The 20,371-nt window shown below is 66.4% G+C and carries 12 protein-coding genes; 6 read left to right on the top strand and 6 right to left on the bottom strand.

What is annotated here, in order from left to right; all coding sequences use genetic code 11:
• Positions 1-49: 49 nt before the first annotated feature.
• Positions 50-604, bottom strand: a complete 555-nt coding sequence (locus K7854_RS23020; protein ID WP_226028445.1) for an EF-hand domain-containing protein — start codon at positions 602-604, stop codon at positions 50-52.
• Between the two features lie 806 nt (positions 605-1,410).
• Here K7854_RS23020 and K7854_RS23015 point away from each other — a divergent pair.
• Positions 1,411-1,668 carry a hypothetical protein gene (locus K7854_RS23015; protein ID WP_226028444.1) on the top strand — a complete coding sequence of 86 codons (258 nt, stop codon included), beginning with the start codon at positions 1,411-1,413 and terminating at the stop codon, positions 1,666-1,668.
• 426 nt (positions 1,669-2,094) lie between these two features.
• Here the strand turns inward: K7854_RS23015 and K7854_RS23010 are convergent, their stop codons facing one another.
• The 3 genes from K7854_RS23010 to K7854_RS23000 all read right to left on the bottom strand — a co-directional run bounded on the left by K7854_RS23010 (position 2,095) and on the right by K7854_RS23000 (position 13,459).
• Positions 2,095-2,703, bottom strand: a complete 609-nt coding sequence (locus tag K7854_RS23010; RefSeq protein WP_372481061.1) for a DUF6928 family protein — start codon at positions 2,701-2,703, stop codon at positions 2,095-2,097.
• Positions 2,704-2,739: 36 nt separating this feature from the next.
• Entirely contained in the window at positions 2,740-9,693 is a 6,954-nt protein-coding gene (locus tag K7854_RS23005) for a polymorphic toxin-type HINT domain-containing protein (RefSeq protein WP_226028442.1), read from the bottom strand.
• 118 nt (positions 9,694-9,811) lie between these two features.
• Complete coding sequence (locus tag K7854_RS23000) at positions 9,812-13,459, bottom strand: laminin G domain-containing protein (protein WP_226028441.1); 3,648 nt, start codon at positions 13,457-13,459, stop codon at positions 9,812-9,814.
• Positions 13,460-14,487: 1,028 nt separating this feature from the next.
• Here K7854_RS23000 and K7854_RS22995 point away from each other — a divergent pair.
• Positions 14,488-15,033: a hypothetical protein gene (locus tag K7854_RS22995; protein WP_226028440.1), complete on the top strand. Its 546-nt coding sequence runs from the start codon at positions 14,488-14,490 to the stop codon at positions 15,031-15,033.
• Positions 15,034-15,240: 207 nt separating this feature from the next.
• Here the strand turns inward: K7854_RS22995 and K7854_RS22990 are convergent, their stop codons facing one another.
• Positions 15,241-15,507 (bottom strand): hypothetical protein, encoded by a 267-nt coding sequence (locus tag K7854_RS22990; protein ID WP_226028439.1) that lies wholly within the window; start codon positions 15,505-15,507, stop codon positions 15,241-15,243.
• 355 nt (positions 15,508-15,862) lie between these two features.
• On the opposite strand from K7854_RS22990, the gene K7854_RS22985 reads away from it, so the two are divergent.
• On the top strand, positions 15,863-16,912 hold the full coding sequence (locus K7854_RS22985) for a hypothetical protein (protein ID WP_226028438.1): 1,050 nt from the start codon (positions 15,863-15,865) through the stop codon (positions 16,910-16,912).
• Between the two features lie 683 nt (positions 16,913-17,595).
• Here K7854_RS22985 and K7854_RS22975 read toward each other — a convergent pair.
• Positions 17,596-18,216: a hypothetical protein gene (locus K7854_RS22975; RefSeq protein ID WP_443732437.1), complete on the bottom strand. Its 621-nt coding sequence runs from the start codon at positions 18,214-18,216 to the stop codon at positions 17,596-17,598.
• A 136-nt stretch (positions 18,217-18,352) separates the two neighbouring features.
• Between K7854_RS22975 and K7854_RS22970 the strand changes: the two genes are divergently transcribed.
• The 3 genes from K7854_RS22970 to K7854_RS22960 all read left to right on the top strand — a co-directional run bounded on the left by K7854_RS22970 (position 18,353) and on the right by K7854_RS22960 (position 20,371).
• A complete protein-coding gene (locus K7854_RS22970; protein ID WP_226028435.1) occupies positions 18,353-18,751 on the top strand; it encodes a NucA/NucB deoxyribonuclease domain-containing protein in 399 nt (132 codons plus the stop codon).
• A 15-nt stretch (positions 18,752-18,766) separates the two neighbouring features.
• Entirely contained in the window at positions 18,767-19,297 is a 531-nt protein-coding gene (locus K7854_RS22965) for a hypothetical protein (RefSeq protein ID WP_226028434.1), read from the top strand.
• 483 nt (positions 19,298-19,780) lie between these two features.
• Positions 19,781-20,371: a hypothetical protein gene (locus tag K7854_RS22960; RefSeq protein WP_226028433.1), complete on the top strand. Its 591-nt coding sequence runs from the start codon at positions 19,781-19,783 to the stop codon at positions 20,369-20,371.

Below are 20,371 nucleotides of genomic sequence, written 5' to 3'. Positions count from 1 at the left end.
TCGCCAGGACAGGACCGTGCGGGCCCTGCCACTGACTGGGGGGCGGGGGTCAGGCTGGCAGTGGGCCGAAGAGGCCGTTGCCTGCGGCAGACGGATCGGTGCTCAGGTAGAAGTCCCGGGCGTGGCGGGTCGTCTCCGTGGCATCGAGCAGGCCGTTGCCGTCGGTGTCGAACTGCCCGAAGATCTGGTCGACCTGGTCGGCGGGCGTACCGAACGCCTGCTGCAACGCCCCGAACTCCGCCCGGGACACCACACCGTCCCCGTCCCTGTCGATCACCCGGTAGGCAGCCGCGACACCCGGGTGGAAGTAGCGGTCGTAGGCGTCCTGCGACGTGAGCTGGCCCGCCCGCATGCCCTGCGTGAACTCTTCCCTTGACACCCGCCCGTCACGGTCGGCATCCGCGTCACGCGCTAGTTGCTCCCACACCTGGTCGAAGGCGCTCAGCAACTCCCGCCCCTTGGGCGAGTCACCGTCCTCCCCGACCCCGCTCAGGATGCGCTGTGCCAGCGCGGACACATCCCGGCGGTCGATGAACCCGTCCGCGTCGGTATCGAGCTGCTTGAACAGCAGCATGACCTTCTCTTGCTGGATGGCTGACTCCACGACTCTGTCCTCCCAAGAAAGGGGATCCGCTGTCGGTCTAACCGTGAACTGCCCCCACCCTTCGACGCATAACGACTCTCTGCCTCCGATACGCCCCGATAAGGGATGGAACGAACATGCATTCAGAGGTCGGTCCGTGACACCGTGCGCGCCCCTGATGCTGTGCGGTCGCGCCCGGCGGGCCTAGAGCCCGGACAGGCCAGCGCGGCCTGGGCCACCCCCGTCGGCAGCTGCGCCCAAGCCGTCCGCGACACGCACCGCCCCAAAAGCCCCGCCCCGCTCCGCGCCTGGCCAACTCGCAGACACATTAGGCAACGTGATACGAGCTTTGCAGGACGATGCCCGTGTTCCGCGCGGCCAGCTCAGCGGTAACGACCCGGAAGAGGTCCTGCACCAGGCGCAGTAGATGCGGGTGCGGCTGGACTGTCTGACCGCCGGGTCTGGTGGGCGTGCCCGGCTGCGGCAGGTGACCTGGTCGCGTATCGGGCAGGCAGTGACGATCAGTGAAGACACGGCCCGGCACCGGTACACCGATGACTACGTGCTGCGTCGTCTGCGCCAGGTGTCCCGCCTGCGTGCCCTCCCCTTGTCCCTGAGCGCGTTGTCGAGCGGGCCCTCCCGGCACTACAGCACGAGCAGCCCGAGCGACGGCACGCTACCCGCCGAAGCCGAGGCCACCGGGCCCGCGTACAACACCCTCGCGCCCCTGCTGTCCATGCTGGCCCGTGCCTCCGAGATCCCCCTGCAGGAGATCGCCCGCCGTGCCCAGTGCTCCCCGTCCTACCTCAGCCGCATCCTCGGCCGGCGTGAGCGACCACGCGCAGGCCGTCCGCAAACTGGCCACTGCCCTGCGGACCCTCCACGTGCGGGCCGGCCAGCCGACCCCGCAGCAGATCTGCGTCCACTCACGCTGGCGACTCCATGCCCACCAGGTCACCGCCATGCTGGAACGCGACGAGCCCTGCGACTGGCCCACCCTCGTCCTGCTGCTGGGCATCCTCGGTGGCTCTCCCGACTACTTCCGCCCCCTGTGGCAGGCCGCCACCGCGCACCCACCCGCGTAGAGCTCGCCCTCCCCTGGCCAACCAGACCAGGCGGCGCCTCGGGCCGGTTTCACGAGCGCCCCAAGATGAGCGGTCCCTCTTTCGTGATTCCGGTCGTGCGGCTCGCCGTCACTGCGGCATCGTCGTGGCCAGCGCGCCCCGTCACGGGGCGTGCCGGAGTACGAGGACACGCTGGAGGGGCGGCATGGGTGAGGGTGAGCGGGAGACGTGGACGACGGAGGAGTTCGGGACCTCCCATGAGGGCGCGGTCGGTGTGCTGCTCGCCGACGGCTCCGTGCCGACGCCCGTGTTCTTCGATATGAGTTCCGGAGGCAGCGGGCAAGCGGTGTCGCAGTGGAGCGGCCGCCGCTCCGCATGTCCTCGATCCACACATCTTGACAATTGCGCACGCGGTGGCTGCAGGCCGTCAGTTTAGGCAAGCTACTGTCAAGGGCAGTGAAAGATCGGAATCTCGATCTCTTCCGGATCTACGCATAGGTCATCTTCTGCCCCTTCAAGGATGAAGCCGAAAAAGACTCGGAGAGCTTCATTTCCTAGATCAATTGGATGGAATGGCAATTGATAGCCCCTCTCCCGAACAGGGTACTTGCCTGCCCAGAAGGGGATCTCGAAAGGGAGTCTTTTCCCCACATCTTCAACCACTCCTCCCTCCGGACTCAAACTCACCGCCCGGGTTACACCCTTGGGGGACCAAGCGAGGATTGAAGTCCAGTCCCTGGAGCTCTCCATGCAGACCGCATAAGCACTCCTCAGACCCGCCAGGCGGGCGATATCAACAATGATTTCACTAGGTCGATCTTGGGCGATCTTGCGCGAGCAGACAACGTCGAAGTGTGGAAAACTCGCCACGCATGCCGCCCCCTCCTCCGGCCAGACAGCCAGGTCCAATGGAACCACTCCTGACTGACGAGGAATTCCGCCAAGAAATTTCTCTGCAAGATTGATCGACCTGGACTGATCCATCCCGGAAGTGTCTTCGAATATGCGTTCCGGGCGTTCACGCGTAAGCACGAGTACAGCAGCCTTAGAGCCCATCGGAATCTCCAATAAGTTCATCGAAACTTCGAATTTTCACGGCGCACAGTCGGGACATTTCCACAGATCCACCTCTACCTTCATAGTGACCCTGCTCCCCTTTTTCAATCCAGGGACCCTACTTGTGTTCAGGACTGCCCCGCCGCGACCGAGCTCTGCATATCCGATCTTTTGGTTTTCTGTCAGGGATGCACCACGGCCAGTCTTGACTTCCACCGCAACCCAGCGACCCGACGGGTCTTGGGCAACGAAGTCTGCACGGAAAACGTCATCCTGACTTGTCTTGAATCTCACCTCTCTGGTGATGTTCGTGTAGCCCGAACTCTGAAGCCGATCCAGCGTGGCCATTTCTCCCAACGCACCATGAGGAATCCCGGTAGTAGGACACTCGCCAGCGTTGTGTACCAGTACTGGAGTCTGTCCTGCCAACACATAGTACGTGTGGATGTCGTCGACAGTGAGGTTGTACGTAGCGGCGTGGCTGATGTAGGCATGATTGCCAGTAACAAGGACCGTGTCACCGTCGTCGGTGAGGAGGGTCGTGCCGGGTGCGAGGTTGCCAGCTTCTACCCAAGCGTCTTCCGATGGAGACCAGAACGGGTGCTCGTGGGTGGCTGTAAGTTTCTCGATACCGTCTTCGGTGGCTATGGACAAGACGTTGAAGTATTTGTCGTCTTCAGTCCGAATGAGGCGCGTAACCTTCCTTGGACCCTCTTCGCCTGTTTCCGGATCCTTCGCCATCACCTCGTCGCCGGGCCGAACGTCTTCGATGTCCTTCGTCCCGCCGTCTGCCATGAGAACGTCGGTTCCGGCGAGGAAACATTTACAGCCGAGTGATTTAGCAACTCGGTTCCCCTTACCTCCTCCGATCGCCAAGTAGACGAGACTTTCGACGACCTTGCCACGGTCGTATGCCTCGGCGTCGTCGACGCATGCCGCGGCGTTGTCGAGGCAGTAAGTCGCGGCGATGTGCTTGGCCTTACCGAGGTCGTCGCCCCCGCGTATCAGATACAGCCATGCCTGGCGGCATCCCTCGCGCCCGAAGCATGCCTGGCCCGGCCCATTGTCTTGGATGATCGGGGTTGACCAGTAATCACCGTCCGGTGCACGTCCATTCGGGCTGTACTCGGAGAACCAGCCGATGAGCTGGTCAGCGTCGTTCGAAGACGGTGAGTGACTTCCGGTCCATCCGTCGTCGCCAGCAGCAGCGGTTCCGCTGTCGTCGGGGACTTGGTGCTGGTCTTTGATGCCGCCGGTCCCGTTGGGCCCGCATTCGTTCCAACCGCCAACGCAGTCGCCAAGCCTGGTCCCGGTGGGATCCGTCTGAGTGACGGGACTGTTCGCTCCGTAGCTGTAGCCATTGAGCGTTTGAGGTCTATCGACTTCGAGTACAGGGTCGACGCTGATGAATTGGCCGATGGTGGGGTCGTATTCGCGGGCGTCGATGTGGGTGAGGCCGGTGGTGGTGTCGCGTGTCTTGCCGAGGAAGCCCTTGTCGTCGGGCCAGGGTCCGTAAAGGGGCTTGCCGCGGTCTTCGCCGAAGGGGGTGGTGTAGCGCTTGGTGAATTTCTGGTCGAGCCTGTCAACGGCGAGGCTGGAGGTGCCATGGTGGTCGCTGATGAGGAAGGTGACTTTGGTTGTGCCGGTCTGGTTGGTGCGCATGCCGGCGGTGAGGCCGTCGGCGGTGTAGTAGCGCTGGGCCCAGGTGGTGCCGTCGGCGCGGAGGTGGAGTTCGGTGGTGCCGGCGTAGAGGACGCGTTCGCCGTTTTCGGTGGTGCGGATGAGGAGGGTGCCGTCGGCGCCGTAGAGGTAGTCGGTCGACTGGTCGCCTTCGGTGAGGCGGGTGAGCTTGCCCTCGTCCGACCAGGCAAGATTCTGCGTCGAGTCGCCGCCGGTACCGGGACGCTCGGTGGTGTTGCCAGTGGTGTCGTAGGTGTAGGTGCGTTCGGGGGTGGTGCAGTCGGCTTTGCTGGTGGTGCCGGTCAGGGTGTGGGGCTGTTCAGTGTTGGTGTAGCAGTAGGTGGTCTTGGCAGTGGCGGTGCTGGTGTGCTCGGTTTCGGTCGCGCGTTGGCCTGCGGTGTTGTAGGTGTAGCTGGTCCAGTACGGAGCCGGGCCCGAGAGCGCGCTGGCGTTGCGGGTGTCGGTGCAGTTCTGGGTGGTGGGGGTCCAGGCTTCGGTCAGGCGCTGGTGGGCGTCGTAGGTGAAGCACTGGGTTTCGGGGCTGCTGGTGCCGCCGAGGGTGGTGGGGTCGCTGATGGATGTGACGTTGCCGGTCTGGTCGTAGCTGTAGTTCAGCTCTTGTAGGTGGTAGTCGTGGGTGTGGTCCTGGGTGAAGGTTTGGGTGAGGCGGTCGGTGCCTTCTTCGAAGCGGTTGGCGACGTAGACCCGGTCTTCGTCGGTGCCCCGCGTGAGCAGCAGCGGCAGGGCCAGGGCTGAGTAGTCGATCTCGGGCAGGTAGGTGCCGATGGCGGTGAGGTTGCCGAGGTCGTCGTGCTTGTAGCCGACGATCTCGGAGGGCAGGCCGCCCAGGGCCGGGTCCGTGGTCTGCTTCAGAGTGCCGTCGATGTTGTAGTGCGTTTCCGAAGCGACCGTGGCCGACTGACCGGCTTTCACGAATGGGTCACTGGCGGGCAGTCGCAGTTCGGTGTTGGTGGCGCGGCCCATGGTGTCGTAGGCGGTGACGGCCTGGGTGTAGGCGGCTCCGCTCTTGCCGCCTATGTAGCGGGTGGACGAGGTCGGCAGGCCCTTGAGGAGGGTGTCGTAGGTGTAGCCGGTGAGCTGGTTCGCGTCGGTCTTCGAGCCGGCCCAGGTGCCGGTGGGACGGCCGAGTTCGTCATACGCGCTCAGGATCGACTTGCCGCGCGAGTCGGTGGTCTTGATGACCTGGTCGAGGGCGTTGTACTGGCTGGTTGCCTTGCCCTTGTCGGGGTCGTCGGTGCTGGTCTGGCGGCCGAACAGGTCGTAGCCGTAGGACCAGGTGGCGCCGTCGGGGCCGGTGATTGTCTTCTGGCGGCCGTCGAGACCGTAGGTGAACTTCGTTGTGGTGTAGGTGGCGCCGGGGCCGGTGCCGAAGTCGGCGTCGGCGGGGCTTTCACCGGCGTAGGTGCGGGTTTCGATGGTCTTGCCGCGGATGTCGGTGATGGTGCGCTGGGCGGAGCCGCCGTCGAGGGCGGTGGTGGCGGTGGAGTCGCCGGTGTAGCTGGTGGTGGTGGCCCACTTCTTGACGCCGCCCACGTAGAAGGTGCTGGTGGTGGGGCGGGCAGCGCCGTCGAAGACGGTCTCGGTCTGCTTGGGGGCACCGCCGTATTCAGCGCGGGTGTAGGTGCCGTTGGGGGTGCTCTTGTTGTCGAAGATGTCGGCGAACGCCCTGTAGGCCAGGCCGCGTGTGTCGTAGTGCGTGTCCGTCAGCAGCCGTCCGCCGTCAGGAGTCGGGGACTGGGTCTGCAGCGGCCGCAGCAGGGAGTCGTACACCGCATAGCTGGTGACGTAGGTGTCGCCGTTGGTCAGGGTGGAGGTGGACACCCAGGATGGATTGGTGTTGTCGAGGTGATAGTCGAAGGTGACGTTCGGTTTCTGGCTGCTGCTGCGGTTGGGCAGCCGCACCTCGGTGACCCGGCCGAGCGCGTCGTACTTCTGCTCGGTGATCTTGCTGTTGATGTCGACGCTCTGCCGGGCCAGGCCGCGGCGGGGGTCGAGGAAGCTGTAGGAGCGGTAGCCCTTGGGGTCGGTCGAGACCGTTTTGGTCAGGGGGCCGGCGTCGGCGGGTGTATAGGCGGTGGAGGTGGTGCGGCCGGCGGTGTCGGTGACGGCGAGTGGCCGGCCGAGGGTGTCGTAGGTGGTGGTGGCGACGGTCTGCCAGCCGGACGGCAGGCGCTGCCCGTCACTGTCGGCCGTGGTGGTGTAGCCGGTGGCGCGGCCGGTCCAGGTGACCTGCCCCTTGGTGGGCTTCTGGGTAGCCAGCCAGGTGGTGGCGTCAGTCTTGTCGTAGACCGTCGCGGTATCGGCGAGGACGTCGCCGGATGTGGTGCTGGTGGCGGGCAGGTTCAGGCTGGCGTCGGTGACTGAGCACTGCTTGGCGACGGTGCGGGTGCGCGAGACCAGGCTGGTGATGCCGGCGTCGGGGTTGCGGGCGTACCAGGTGCGGGTGCAGGTTTCGTCGCCGCCCACGGCGTTCTGGCCGTAGTCGTCGACGGCGTTGACCATGCCGAGGTCGTCGTACCGCTTGGTGGTCACATGGCTGCGCCAGGTCTGGGAGCCGGTGAGGTAGGTGCCGGTGTTGGTCGTGGTGTTGCGGATCCACAGGGCGGTGTGGTCGGCGGCGTCGGGGACGGTCTGGGTGGCGGTGTTCTTGTAGGTGTAGCTCTTGAAGACGCTGCTGATGGGCTGGCTGCCGTTGTAGGTGACTTGCTGGCGCAGCAGGCCCTTCCAGCGGTCCACGTCCGAGGTGCCGGAGAAGTCGACGTCGGTGTCGAGCAGGGGGTTGATGGTGACGGATTTGGTGGTGCCGTCCCTTTTCTTGTCGCCGTGCATGCCCTGCAGGTAGAGGGAGACGGTCTTGGAGCGGGTGCCGCCGGCGGCGCCGGTGTAGGCGGTGACCTGGCGGTAGCCGCGCCAGTCGGACCAGGTCCTTTCGTCCTTCGGTGTGAACGGGTCGTCGTTGTAGTGCCAGGCGGCGCCGCTGTAGGAGTAGGCGTACTCGACGGCGGGGTTGGTGACGGCGGCGTCGTGGATGCCGACGGCGGTGACGCGGTACTTGTGGAACCAGTCGATCGCCGCGTTCTCGTTCCCGTTGATGTGCCAGTACTGCGGGTAGCAGGAGCGGGTGTTGGTGTCCGGTGCCGCGTCCAGGGCCTCGCTGCGCGTGCACTCCGGTGACGACAGGGTCACCGCGGTGACGGCGCCGGTCTCGGAGGTGATGGTGGAGATCCGTGGCCGGGTCAGGGGGAGGATGTCGTCGGTGCCGTCGACGCGGTTCGGCCGCGTCTGATAGGTGAACGTGACGGGGTCGACCGTGATGGCCGTGTCGCCGGCCTTCGCGGTCCGCTTCAGGTCGGTGAGGGTGAGGACCTGGTCGGAGCTGTCGCCGATGTCACCGCCGTCCAGGTACTTCTCGGTCAGGGCCCAGGAGTCCACCGGGTCGTAAGCGCTGCTGGTGGCGTTGTAGGAGGAGGTGTCGATGCTGGTCAGGCGCTTGCGGGTGAAGAAGGACGGACCGGCCGCGTTGCATTCGTCGTCGTCCTTGGAACAGATCGCGTCGAACGGCACGTCCGGCCAGTTCTCGGCGGTGTCCTTGGTCAGGCTGCCGCAGTCGGAGGCGGTGCAGCGTTCCTTGTAGGTGAGGGTGACCTTGGCGTCGGCCTTGTCGGTGAACAGGGCGTCCTTGTGCAGGCCGTACTCGATACGGTCGAGGTGGCCGCCGCGGTCGTAGGGCTCGCTGGCCTTGGTCGCCTTGTTCTTCTTGTAGTAGTTCGACTCCTTGGTGTACCAGTACGTGGACGCGTTGCCGCGGGTGTCCTCGACGTAATCGAGGTTCCAGCGCCAGGCCTGGGTCAGCGCCCGGTCGGCGAAGGCGTCGCCGCCGCCGTAGCCGGGTTCGCCAGAGTCGTCGCCGAAGACGGGGACGGTCCAGGTGGAGTTGGTGCGCTGGGTGCCGGCGCCGTCGAGCTTGTTCTTGCCGAAGACGTACTTGGTGCCGTCGCCGGTGGTGACGGTCCAGTACTCACCGTTGTCGTCGCCGTTGTCGGCGCCGGTGGAACGGGTCACCGTAGAGGCGTCGTCGTCCTCCAGGTGCCAGGCGCCGCTGGTGTTGTCCTTGACCAGGCGGGTCGACTTGCCGTTCAGGACCAGGCTCGCGTTGTCGTACTTCCAGCACTGGTCGAAGACGTCGTCGTGACCGTCGTCGTCGCAGGAGCCGTAGGTGCGGGTGATGTAGGACTCGGTGAGGGTGAAGCCCTCGCCCACCGATGTGGTCTGGTTGTTCGTCGTGGCGGTGCGCCCGTCGACACTGCCCGAGTCGTACGACAGCGACAGGGGCGGCACCGGGCCCGCCGCAGCCGGGGGCATGGTGAAGCCGTAGGACCAGGTGAAGGAGCCGGAGCTGCCGCCTGCCTGCCAGGACGAGGACTCCGACAGCTTCGTCGCCGAATAGTCGCCCGCACCCTTGGGTGACTGACCCGACCCGGCCGGGGCAGCCGTCACCGCCAGCACCGTCGCGTTCGGGGCGGCACTGCCCGCCTCGGCCAGCAACTGAGGGGACGGCCCGGCGGACGCCCGGCTGAGGGTGACCTTCGCAGACACCGCCTGACCGTTGAGATCGTTGTCAGAAGGAACGGGCGTCTGCTTGCGGCACTCTGCCTTGTCCGGAGTCGTCAGCACACAGGATGGCAACTGGACCAGGTGCAGCCGCTGGGACCAGCCGCCACCGATCGCCGAGGCGAAGCTGCTGTAGTCCACGCGGACGTTCGCTGTGCCGGGTGTTTCGGCGGCTGCGGTGAGCAGGACGCCGGTCACCCCGGCCTTGCGGGCGGTCTTCTGGTCCAGAACGGTCAGCTGTGCCTCGCCGTCCGCTTGAGCGGACGGGGCGGTGGAGCGCTTGCTGGTGCCGGTGGTCGGAGTGATGGTGACGGGCAGGCCACCCGGAGCGATCTTGGCGCTGCTGCCGCTGTTCAGCGTGAGCGTTGTCGTGGCCTGCTTCGGCCAGGCGGCATTGCGTTCTGCTGTGGCCTTCTTGGCCTGCTGGGCGTTGGCCTTGCGTTCCTTGGCGACCTTGGCCCGTGCCTTGTTCGCGTCGGCCTCGAAGGCCTTGACCTTCGTCACGGGGGACTTGGGGACATCGGGGCGGCCCAGGCCCTCCTGTTCTGCTGCCAGCGCGACCTGGGCCAGCCCGGTCGGGACGATCAGCGCCAGCGCCACTGCCTGCGCCAGCAGCCGGCCCCTGCCATGCTGGCCTGCCCCGTCCCGGCGTCTTGAGGTGCCTATGCCAAAGACCATGGTTCTTGCCCCACCCAGTCCCTACGAAAGAAGTCCGTCGCGCAGCGCGCCGCCGCGTGTGCCATCGCTTGATGTGGTGAGGGGCGGACACCGGTGTCCGCCCCTCAGCGGTCGACCGTCAGTCGCCCACGGTTGTCTCACTGATCTGTTCTGGCGTCGTCATCGCTCCGGCCCACAGACGTGCCTCGCGCACCCGGGCGGGCAGGTAGTGCTGCCATTTCCCGCTGCTGAAGCCCTTCCCGAGGGCGAAGTCACCTGTTCCGGCCTGCGCGGTGAAGACCTGAGGTGTGCCGTTGGCGATGTTGCCGACGTAGAGGGTGATGGTGCCGTCAGCGGCGTTGAAGACTCCGGTCAGGCGGACCATGTCGTCCATGGCTGCGCTTGCTTCCGAGGCCACGGCGTCGAGGGTTCCGTCGGCGTTGAGCCGGCCGAAGTACCAAAAGCCCTCCGGGACGGTCTTGAACTCTCCTGTCGTCTCGTCGAACTCGCTGGTGCTGCCGGTCCGCTTGTACCACATGCCCCATGCCGAGCCGTCCGTGGTGCGCTGGCCCAGGACCTGTCCGATGTAACCGTCGGTCTTGGAGGCGAGCTTGTCCGGGTCCAGGGCTGCCAGGGTGGTGACGGTGAACGAGCCGGAGTCGTCTACAAGTGGTCCTGGTGCGGTGGCTGCGTCGTCCCCGCCGTCCAGGGTGATGGCCTGGTCGTTCAGCGACGCTCCGCCGGTCAGGGTCAGCGATGTGCCGTAGCCCGAGGCCGTGCTGTCGGGGATAGTGGTGCCGCTGCCGTGCTCGGCCGACCAGTCCGCCACCAGCTCCACCGCCGCCCGGTTCGGCGAGTTCATCGGCTGCGCCAGATCCACAATCTCCTCCGGCTGCAGAGCGCGCTGCCACACGGCGGGCTCGTCCACGTTGCCCGTGAAATAGTCGCTGTAGATGTCCGACCAGCGCATGCGGCCCATCTGCAGCGGGCCGGTGGCCGCCCACGCGGTCGTATAGGGCGCTGTGCCCTGCAGCCTGCCATTGACGTACAGCCGGATCTCCTGCTTCTCCGCGTCGTAGACGCCGGTCAGGAGAGTCCACGCTCCGATCGTCGGCGCGTTGGCCGAGTTGACCTGGGCGTAGGACCAGGTGTCGGTGACCGGGGCGTCCTTGTTGACCGCCCGCAGCGCCCATCTGCCCTTCGAGTGTTCGTAACCGAGGGCGAAGGGGCTGCGGTGTTCGCCGTCCTGGCTGAGGACCGTGGAGTTGTGGGTCGGCGCCTCGGTCAGCCGTGCCCACGAGGAGATCGTGTAGGAGGCCCGGGTCTCCAGGACCTGGCCAGCCGTGGCCGCGTAGCTCGTGGTCCCGTTCAGGGACAGGGCCTTGTCGGTCTCCGGCGCCTGAGGGGCGTCGTGCGCGTCGTGGGTGATCTCGCCGAGCCGGCCGTGGTCGTCGCGTTCCGCTCCCCCGGCCAGGCTCGCATCGTCGGCGTCGTCCATGGTCTTGGCAGAGTCGAGGGCTGCTCCATCATCCTCCGAGAAGTGCCACTCCCCGACTGCTTCCTCACCGACATCGACGAGGAAATCGACCACGGAGGCCGCCCCGATCCTGCCGATCACGTCCTTGGGCATCACGTACAGGCTGTACAGGCCCGCTTTCGGCGGCGCGATCGTCACGGACTTCGTGGAGCCCTGCACCGTGGACCAGCCATCGTCGGAGGACAGCCGGTACAGGTAGGCGGAGTTTGTGTCGCCTTCGGCAGGCGCGAAGGTGAACTTGCCGGCTGTCCCAGGCCCGCCACCGGCCTTGCAGTCGTTGGTCACACACTCGCTGTACGGTGCTCCGACCGTGATCTTCGGTGCCTTGGGGCGTGTCGGGTCTACCTTGAAGAAGCAGAAGCCGTTGGAGGCGTCGCTGCTCAGATGGGATCCGTTGTTGTAGTAGGACCAGGTCCAGGCGTGGTAGCGGTACAGCTTGCCCTCGGCCAGACTTGACCATTTGAGTGAAACACCCTGATTGTCTGCCACGTACCCCGTGGAGGGACTGAGTGAGCCGGTCGAGGGCGGGGTGGCGTCCGACCAGCTCGCGTCGGCGTTCTTCACGTCGACGTCGAAGTACACGCGAAGCTGCGCTTCCTTCTCCCCTCCGGCCTTGGTCTGCGCAGTGGCCTTGAGGTTCGGCGCGGGGTAGGAAACGATCGCCGGGTCGCTCTCCGACGTATTGCAGACGGGTTTGGTACTGCTCCCGCCTCCCTGCAGTCCAACAGCGCTGGGCTTCTCCGGCAGGCCGACGAAGTCGACCGCGAGCACGGCGTCGTTCTTGAACCGCTTCCACGCCGAGGTGTCCGACTCGTCGTGCGCCCGGATCTCCAGGGTGAGGCGGGAGAACTTGCCCGCAGCGAAGCTCTGCACGGTCGGAGTGAGGTTCTCGTTCGACTCCTCAGGGTTGTCGTTGAACTCGATAGGTGCATCCGGCGAGTCCGGGTCGCACAGCGAGCCCCGGCCCGCGGACACCCACCGGTCGCCCATCCAGTCGAGTTCCTTCGGCCGTGACGACCAGGTGGTGGAGGAAGAGATGTTGTTGGTGCGAACCAGATCCACCCAGCGCGGATCGCACTGGAACGCCCACGGCTCAGTGACCCGGAAGGTGGCGTCCAGGATCTTCTTGCCCTTCAGGCTGTCCGGGGAGAACTCGAAGTACAGCTTCTGCACGTAGCCAGGGCCGCAGTAGTAGCCGGACCAAGAGCCGCACTTGCCCGCACCCTTGCCCAGGCCGTCGTCCCCGTTGCCCCAGCCGTAGGACTCGTAGCCGTCACTGCGCAGCAGCGTGCGTTCCGACTCCCCCCACGTCACCGGAGGGTCGATGAAGACCGGGAAGGCCGAGGGCTCGGTGGAGGTCAGCATGTTCGTGTCGGGGATGACCGACAGTGCGTCCTGGGTGACCTCGACGTCGATGCGAGCCACGGTGTCTCCCTGGCCCGGTTCCTGGCCCGAGCCGGACGGTGCGCTCTCCGCCGGGTCCGACGGCTGCCCCTCCTGGGCCCCGCCCGGGATGTCGGCGGCCTGAACGGTCACCAGCTGCGGTGCGGTCCCGCCGTCGGCGTCCTGGCCGGCCGAGTCCCACATCCGGGCCGGCGGCGCCTTGAAGACCGTGGTGCCGTTGCCGTCGACCGCGGCCAGGTTCCCCGCCGCCCCCTCACGGACGGTCAGGTTCTGCGTGTCCAGGCCGAAAGTGAGCTTCTCCAGATCATCACTGGCCGCAGCTTCGGGGGTCTTCACCACCAGGACGTACTTGAAGCTCTCCGGCGTGGAGGTCACCCGCAGGTCGACGTCCTTCAGCACCTCCGGGTACACGGCACTGGACCCCTCCAGGCGCGGGACGGGCAACTGGCCCGGCCAGTCCAGCGCCAAGGAGCGCCCCTGGTCCTCGATCCGCGCCAGCGGGCCGGCGTCGCCGCCCCCGGAGAACGCCATCTGCACGGCAGCCCCCTTCGGGCCCACCGTGCCGTCCGCACGTCTCACCAGCGTCGGATCCGGCGCCTGCCACCCACCGTCCGCCGCCAGGGCGCGGACCGGTGTGGAAGACTCCTCCAGCGTGAACGTGTGACCGTCCGGATTGGCGAAGACCGTCGTCCGCGCCGTGCGCTCCCCGGTCACCTCCACCCGCCGACCGGACTCCTGCGCCTGCTCGAGGGCCTTCTGCCCCTCCGACAACGGCGCAGCCGGCGGCTCGTCCTCAGCCACGGCGTAAGCCGCCGGTCCCGGAACGACGGCGGCGACGACCGCCATGCACACGGCCGCCGTCAGCCCCGCGCCCGCTGCGCGGCCGCGTCTTCCGTCCGGTCCCCCCGCACGGCCCCTCCGCCCGGGCAGCGCTCGCCGCCCAGCACGCAATCGGATCCACATCCCCGCCACACCCCGCCCACAAGATTCACAAAGTAGCCAGGGGTAACTAACGCCTCAACAGAACGCCAGGTCAACGGGAAGGAAACGGACATCAACACGCCAAGTTCCGGAAGGCCACGTGAGGAACCCCACGTTTGAGCATGGTTGTACGACATGTAATCACGTTTACGTAACCATCATGACCCGTTAGGGCGGCAGTCTGACCCGCCGGAACTTCGGTCCTACGTGCCGTCCCTCCCATGCATCGGCACCGCCCGCGGGCAGTCCGAACCCCCACGAGTCCGGGCCTCCCAAGTGCACAGGAGGGACGATGCGCGCGGCGCTACAACCATGGTTGTGCCGTTCGCGGGCCAGTGCGATGAGCTGCTCACGAGCGCAGTTGACCGGGATGTTGCCAGCCTTGAGGCACCCGACGGCGGCTGTGAGAGTGGAGTGCTCCAGCCAGCTGCAACCACTCAGTGCGGCGGCGCTGGCATAGGCGCCCGTCGTAGACGGTGGATGATGACGAGCAGTTCGCCGCCGTAGCGGCTGATGACGGCGATGAGCATGCCGCACCCGTCAGCGGACCGATCATGGGCGTCGGCCTGCTCGGCTACTCCGCGGACCCAGGATTCGCCGACGCGCAGGATCACACGGCCACACTCAGCTGGGAGTCTGTGCACAGGGCGTCGAGATGCTGCTCCAGATCATCGAGGAGCCATCCATGCTCATCTGACACCTAGACGACAGGTCCCCTCGCGCCAGATGTCCGCGGCCGGCGCTCCAGTCTTCGAGCGCGGTCCGACTCGCTGAAGGACTGCAGCTTGACCAACGAGCGAGAATGTCCTCGGACAGGCCCAAGACTTCCTTGTCACCTGGTTGTTGATGTACAGGTCGTCAACCCTCGTGACACACTGCGCCCACCGCGAACCATGATCGGTCCGGTACTCGAAGGGAAAACAGTGCGAAGACACGGCCTGACCAGCGCAGTGGTCACCATCCTGGCTGTCACCAGTTGCAGCGGGAGCCCGGACGGCGACGACGCCTCGGTGAAGCCGGACAAGAGCGAGGCGTCCTCTGCCTCCCCGGCTGCACGGCAGAGCAAGGCCCCCGCGAAGACCCTGCGGCAAGTCGAGCGTGACGTGCAGTTCGCTGTGGCCCCCAGCAAGCTGCGAATGCAGGACCAACGGCGCGGCTTCTGCATCGTGCACGGCACCGCACCCACCCGGAACGTCCTCGGCAAGACGGAGTTCGAGGCGATCCTCACCCTCATGCAGAACCGTGGGTGGCCGCTCGATGGCCATGCTGAGCACTCTGACGACGCGACCTACGGGAAAATGAGCCTGGCCTACCTCAAGTCCGGCAAATGGAAGATCGCCATGGGCTCAGCGCCGATGCCTGCGGAGGTGAGAGATGCCTACGCCCCGAATGAGGGAGCGATCACCGTCTCCATCTCCTGGAAGTGCAACGACGACTGAGAACACCACCAGGCATACGCGTCGCGCGGGGCATACGGGTGCAAGACATTGCCCGTGCCCCCACCCGCTCCGGACGTCTTCGGGACAGGACTTCTCCACCTCCGCAGCGGCTGGTCGCTTCCCTCGCCGACTCCCTCCAGCGGGACCTGGTCGATCTGCAGGTCCACTCAGGGCTCGTGGTGTGGTGGCGCGGGACCTGTCCAGGCTTCAGGGGATCATCACGCAGTGGTTCTCGATGACCCTGCCACCGCGGTCGAGTCCGCCGCAGACGGCCAGCCTCGGATAGGCCCTGATTTCCCGGTTGACGACGAACCGCCACCGCGAGGCGTTCGCCTTGCTCCCCCGGTAGTCGCCAGCAAACGCACGCAGTGTTCCCGGCAGGCCGTCCCTCGTGGTGACGGTGATGTCCTGGACGTAGTCGCGGCCCTGGTATGCGGTGGCGACACAGGTATAGGTGCCGCACGTGGACTTCACCTCCGCACTCGCCGGCGCCGCCGTCACCCCGTTAGTAGCGGCACCCGAGGGAGTACTGTCAGGCGTTTGACGAGTGCGCCGCCCGTGTGGGTGCACTCGTCATACCGGCGACTGCGGTCCGGCTCCTCATGACACCGGGCATGTCTGCCTGGAACCGGGCGCGGGAGGCGAATTCCCGGGGCCGGGGGGTGTCTGGTCAGCGGAGCATCGGCGCCTGGCCGAAGGAGTTCAGAACCGCTGGACTGGCTGCTCAGCCACCCAGCATCCTTGATGGATGTTGCGACGTGCTTGGCGAGCGTGGCGGGACCGAGAAGCGGCACGACGTGCCTGGGAAAACCGGGGCGTATCTGTCCGGATGAACGAGTTCTACGACGCGCTCTTGAAGGAGGAGCGAGCATCCGTCGAAGACGTCGCCCTCAAGTACGCCCGTACGCTTCGTCCCACCTACGATTATCTTCTGAGCGCGAAGTTCGCCTCGACCACTCCGTACTATGTCGGGCTGTCCTCAGACTTGGGGAGCTTCACACATGTGACCAAGCGGGTGCCCTTGGTCACAGACACGGTGCTGTTGTCCGACCATGGCGTCGGACCAGTGCACGAACTCGGGGAGTCGTGGGATCCTGGCCCTGCCCCCGACCCTCAAGGTGACGCGCTGTCTCCCGCCAGCGGTGTAGGAAGCAGCACACGGCGCTACGGGATGGTGACCAGGGATCTTGCCGAGTTGGGGCAGTGGCTGCTGGACGCCGAGCCTCTGCTGCGCGCCGGACTAGTCTGGTATGGGCCGGTCTTCTATGAGGGGCGCGTACAGATGCATACGGGGCTCCGGGGGCGGCCGGCCGATCCCATCCCTTCATTCAGTGACCGGTCCATCGACTTTCTGGTGGACCACGGCCGCGCCGTAGATCTGTCGCGCATAAAGCCAATTGCCTGCCGGGTGGTTCGGCCGATCCTGGAGATTGATCTCCCCTTCATCGATGGCCTCAGTCTCACCGACTTCGCGCAAGTCACCAGCGAGGAGTTCGATTCCTACCGCCAGTTCCGAGACTTCATGCGCTCCCGGCTTCTCGAACTCGACGACGCGCTCGAAGCGGTTGACTCGCAGGTAGCTCTGGAGCGGGTCGCGCTCTCCATCCGTGACGAATTGAACGCAACTACCGCTGAGATGGAAACCGCGGCCCGGTCCCGGGTCCTCAACCGCTCTGGTGCTGTGCTGGGTACGACGAGCGCCATCCTTGCTGCTGTCCGCCCCGACGCCCTCCAAGGCGCCCTCGCAGCGAGTGCGACTATCGCCGCCGGTGCCACCGGCCTGTGGCCCACGATTCAGGCGTTCGCCGACCACAAACCTGCTCGCGCCAACGGTAAGTGGCACTACGTATGGGTCCTGCAGAAGAGAGGCGCCCATTGAGCACATGTGAGGATGACATGCCCCCACTAGACCCTCACCTGCGCCTTCGTCGGAGGACAGGGCCGTCCAGCAAGCCAGCCGCCACCTGCTCCTACCCGCAGCCGTTCACCGCCCGGGCCGCGATTCATGCGCCCACACATCTGGCCCGCCGCCCCGCCACACGATCAAGTCCGACGTCTCCACGTCGATGTTCTCCAGACCTGCCCGCCGCAAGAATTCGGCGATGTCCCTCGGCCCGTACGCCAGGCCGAGGGTCACGCCGTCCGCGCGGACCCGCCCCCCGCCGCTCGGCGACGGCCGGCCCACCACGATCGGTCGCCGTCCAGACATGTCTCCAGCATCAGCCCGCATGCGCTCACACGCACCCGCAGGCCGACGGGGTGGAGGATCCGACACATGCTCCCCCTCGCATGTGAAGTGTGCCAATCCTAGGCCTGACGGGGGCCGTCGTTTCGCGCCGACCGTCTTCGCGCGACCCTCAGGCCGGGTGCGAGCGGACTTCGGCGCGACCTGCAGTGTCTGTCTCAGTCAACCCGAGCCGCAGGGGGCAGATGGATTGATCGAGACCGGCCCGTCCTTAACGAGAGCGGGTACCGCCCGTGGGGCTCGAGGGGGTGGTGACGCTGGCCCGTTGCGGCGTTGCCACGTTACAGGCCGGGCCGTTGATCAACCGTCGTCCGGAGTCACTCGGCTGGTGCCGGTTCGTGCTGGGCGAGTTCGCCCAGCAGCTTGGCCAGGCGTTGTGGATCACGGATGGCCGCCTTCCTGCCCAGGAATCGCACGAGTGCGAAGAAGTTGTCGTCGCTCTCGATCTTGCTGTCCAGGAGCATGGCGAGGTTCCCCGGCTCGTCGTAGGGAACTTTGCGTGCGACGCCGTCGGTTCCGTTACTGCTCGTCTGAGGGGATGCGGGCTTGTCGGCCCGGGACTCCGGCACCCCTTGTGCCCCCGCAAGGTGGGCCTCCGGATGGAGGGTCGCCTGCGCGCCCTTGGCCGCGGCATCCTCTATTACGTCGTAATGGCTGTCAGCCTTGCCCACTCCCCCACGTCGTTCAGCGCCCCCACTCTCTACAGCCCTGTCGTTGCGACGGCGCCTGCGGTCGGCTTCCTTCTTCGCGCGCTGTTCCTTCAGTGTCTGCAGAGCGGCTTCTTGTTCCTCAGCAGGCTTGTTCCCTACTGCGCGCAGCAGGTCGATCGGCTCGTGGCTGATCCTGGCCTGGAATTCGGGAGTGAGGTGTAGCAAGGCGAGGCGCTGGGACACGCACCCCTGGGAGCGATGGAGGCGTTTTGCCAGAGCGGTCTGAATGCCGTGAATGGCGAGTAGCCGTTGCAGAGCACGGGCTTCGTCCAGTTCCTCGAGGTCTGGCGGTGGATGTTGGCGACGAGTGCGGATTCAAGGATTTCCTCGGAGGTGAGGCCTCAAGGCCCGCGTCGAACTGAGCATGAGCCAGAGCGACCCGGATGTCGACGAAAGCGCACTGCACATCTACGACGCGCAGAATCGGCCGGAGCGGACGTTCCCGTCCTGGCCGAACAAGACCGTCCCCGGCGCGAGCGAGCCGCTGCACCGGCTCATCGACGCGGACGAGCAGCAGAAGAACCGCAGCAAGTCCATCGCGACCTGCAACAACGCCTGGGGCGACTACAGCGGGACGTCCCTGCAGTGCGACGAGTACCCCTTCGCCTCAACCAAGGAAGGGTCCAACAAGGGCGACGACCGGTACTCCGTCCGCCTGATCGAGGGAACCGACAATGAGGAAGGAGGACGTCGGCTCAACACGATGTATACCCTCAACCGGATGCTGGACGGCGACCCGTTCTACGTGAAGATCACCCGCTGAGTGAAAGGCCCGTTCATGGGGCTCCTGTCCAAGTACAGCGTCAACGCCGTTCCAGGTCGTCGCTTCATCGAGGTGTATGACGCCGACGCCTACCTCGACGACGCAGCCGCCATGGACGCCGCACGCCGACAGGTGGTGGCCGGCAACGGCTACCACCTGTACCTCTACAGCCTTCAGGCCGACATCCCCGCCCAGGTCGACATCCGCATCTGGGACGCACCGCCCCCTGCTCCGGGCGACGCCGAAGGCCACGTCGCCATCACCCTCGAGTCCGAAACCGGAGCGCTGGTCGTCAACCAGCTCAGCTACGGTCCCGCCGGGGACATGACCTTGCCCCGCCCAGGGGTGTACCGGGGAACCGCCTGGTGGACCGGCCGCCAGGCCATGGGCAGCTATCACGAAACGACACTGCGCGATCTGGCCGCATCCGGGCCGGAAGCCCGCCTGGCGGACGACTGGCGGCACACCCCGCACACCGAACGGTACGTCCTCGATCTGGCCTGGGAGAGAGACCCGTCCCCGCTGGACGTAGAAGACGACTGGTGATCCTGCGGAAGGGAACTACGCACGTCGCGGCATCCGATCCCGCCTGCAACGGGCCTTCTGTACAGCGAGCCTCTGACCTCGCACCTACGTCGGCGATTCAGTCTGGGAGCCGATTACCCCACCCGCCCCGGGCGCCCCAGCGCCCGGCACGCCCGCCGACGCCCTCGTGGAACTCCTCAGCGCCCTCACCCGCCGCCAGCACGAACACCGCGCTCGCACCGTCAGCCGGCTCACCGCCGTCCTCGACGCCAACCAGCTGCCCGCCGACCTACAGGAGATGGCTCTCTACTACCGGGCCAAGGCCCTGCGCGACACCGGCCGAGCCGCCCAAGCACGCCACGACTACCAGCAGGTTGCCGACCAGGGCCGCCGCCTCTCCCCGGCCGCCCGCCGCGGCCTGCCCACGTCGCACGCCTGGCTGGCGATTTCCCCGCCGCCCTCACAGCCGCCCAGAACCTCGGCTGGGAAGGCCGCCACCAACGCGTGCTGGGCGACCTGTACTGGCTCCAAGGCCAACCCGAGCGTGCCGCCGCGGCCTACCTCGCCGGACGCACCGAAGCCGAACAGCACGGCAAGGCCGGCGAGGCCGCCCACAACCAAGCCCTGCGCGCATTCGCCATCGCGCTCTACGCCCCCGACCAGGCCACCGCGGAAATCGACCTCGCCCACCAGCTCCTGACCGGCCTCAACCTGCATGCCACCACCATCAACGTCCGCCGGGCCGAACTCATCCGCGACGCCGGCAGCGACAGCGTTGACGACCAAATCGCCACGCTGCGCACCGAACTCGACATCGCGGGCCTCACCTCGCTGACATCCGCGATCGAGCTGGCCTGCGCCTTTCACCAGGCCGTCCTTGACGACCACACCGCACTGCATGCCACCATCGCCCGGCTACGAGAACAGACGTCCGACAACGATCACGCTTACTTCGTCGACATCGCCCAGTTCATGGCCGACCTGCCTGTCGATGAAACGTCCGGAGTCCGGTGGCTCGACAGTGAACAGGACACCCGCAGCCGCTGGCGTGACCTGGTCGTCGCCCGCCAGGCGCACCTGCACGCCCGGCGCTGA

It is taken from the genome of Streptomyces hyderabadensis (assembly GCF_020404845.1).
Taxonomy (GTDB): domain Bacteria; phylum Actinomycetota; class Actinomycetes; order Streptomycetales; family Streptomycetaceae; genus Streptomyces; species Streptomyces hyderabadensis.
Note: the sequence above shows the minus strand (reverse complement) of the source record. Positions and strands in the feature narration are given on the sequence as shown.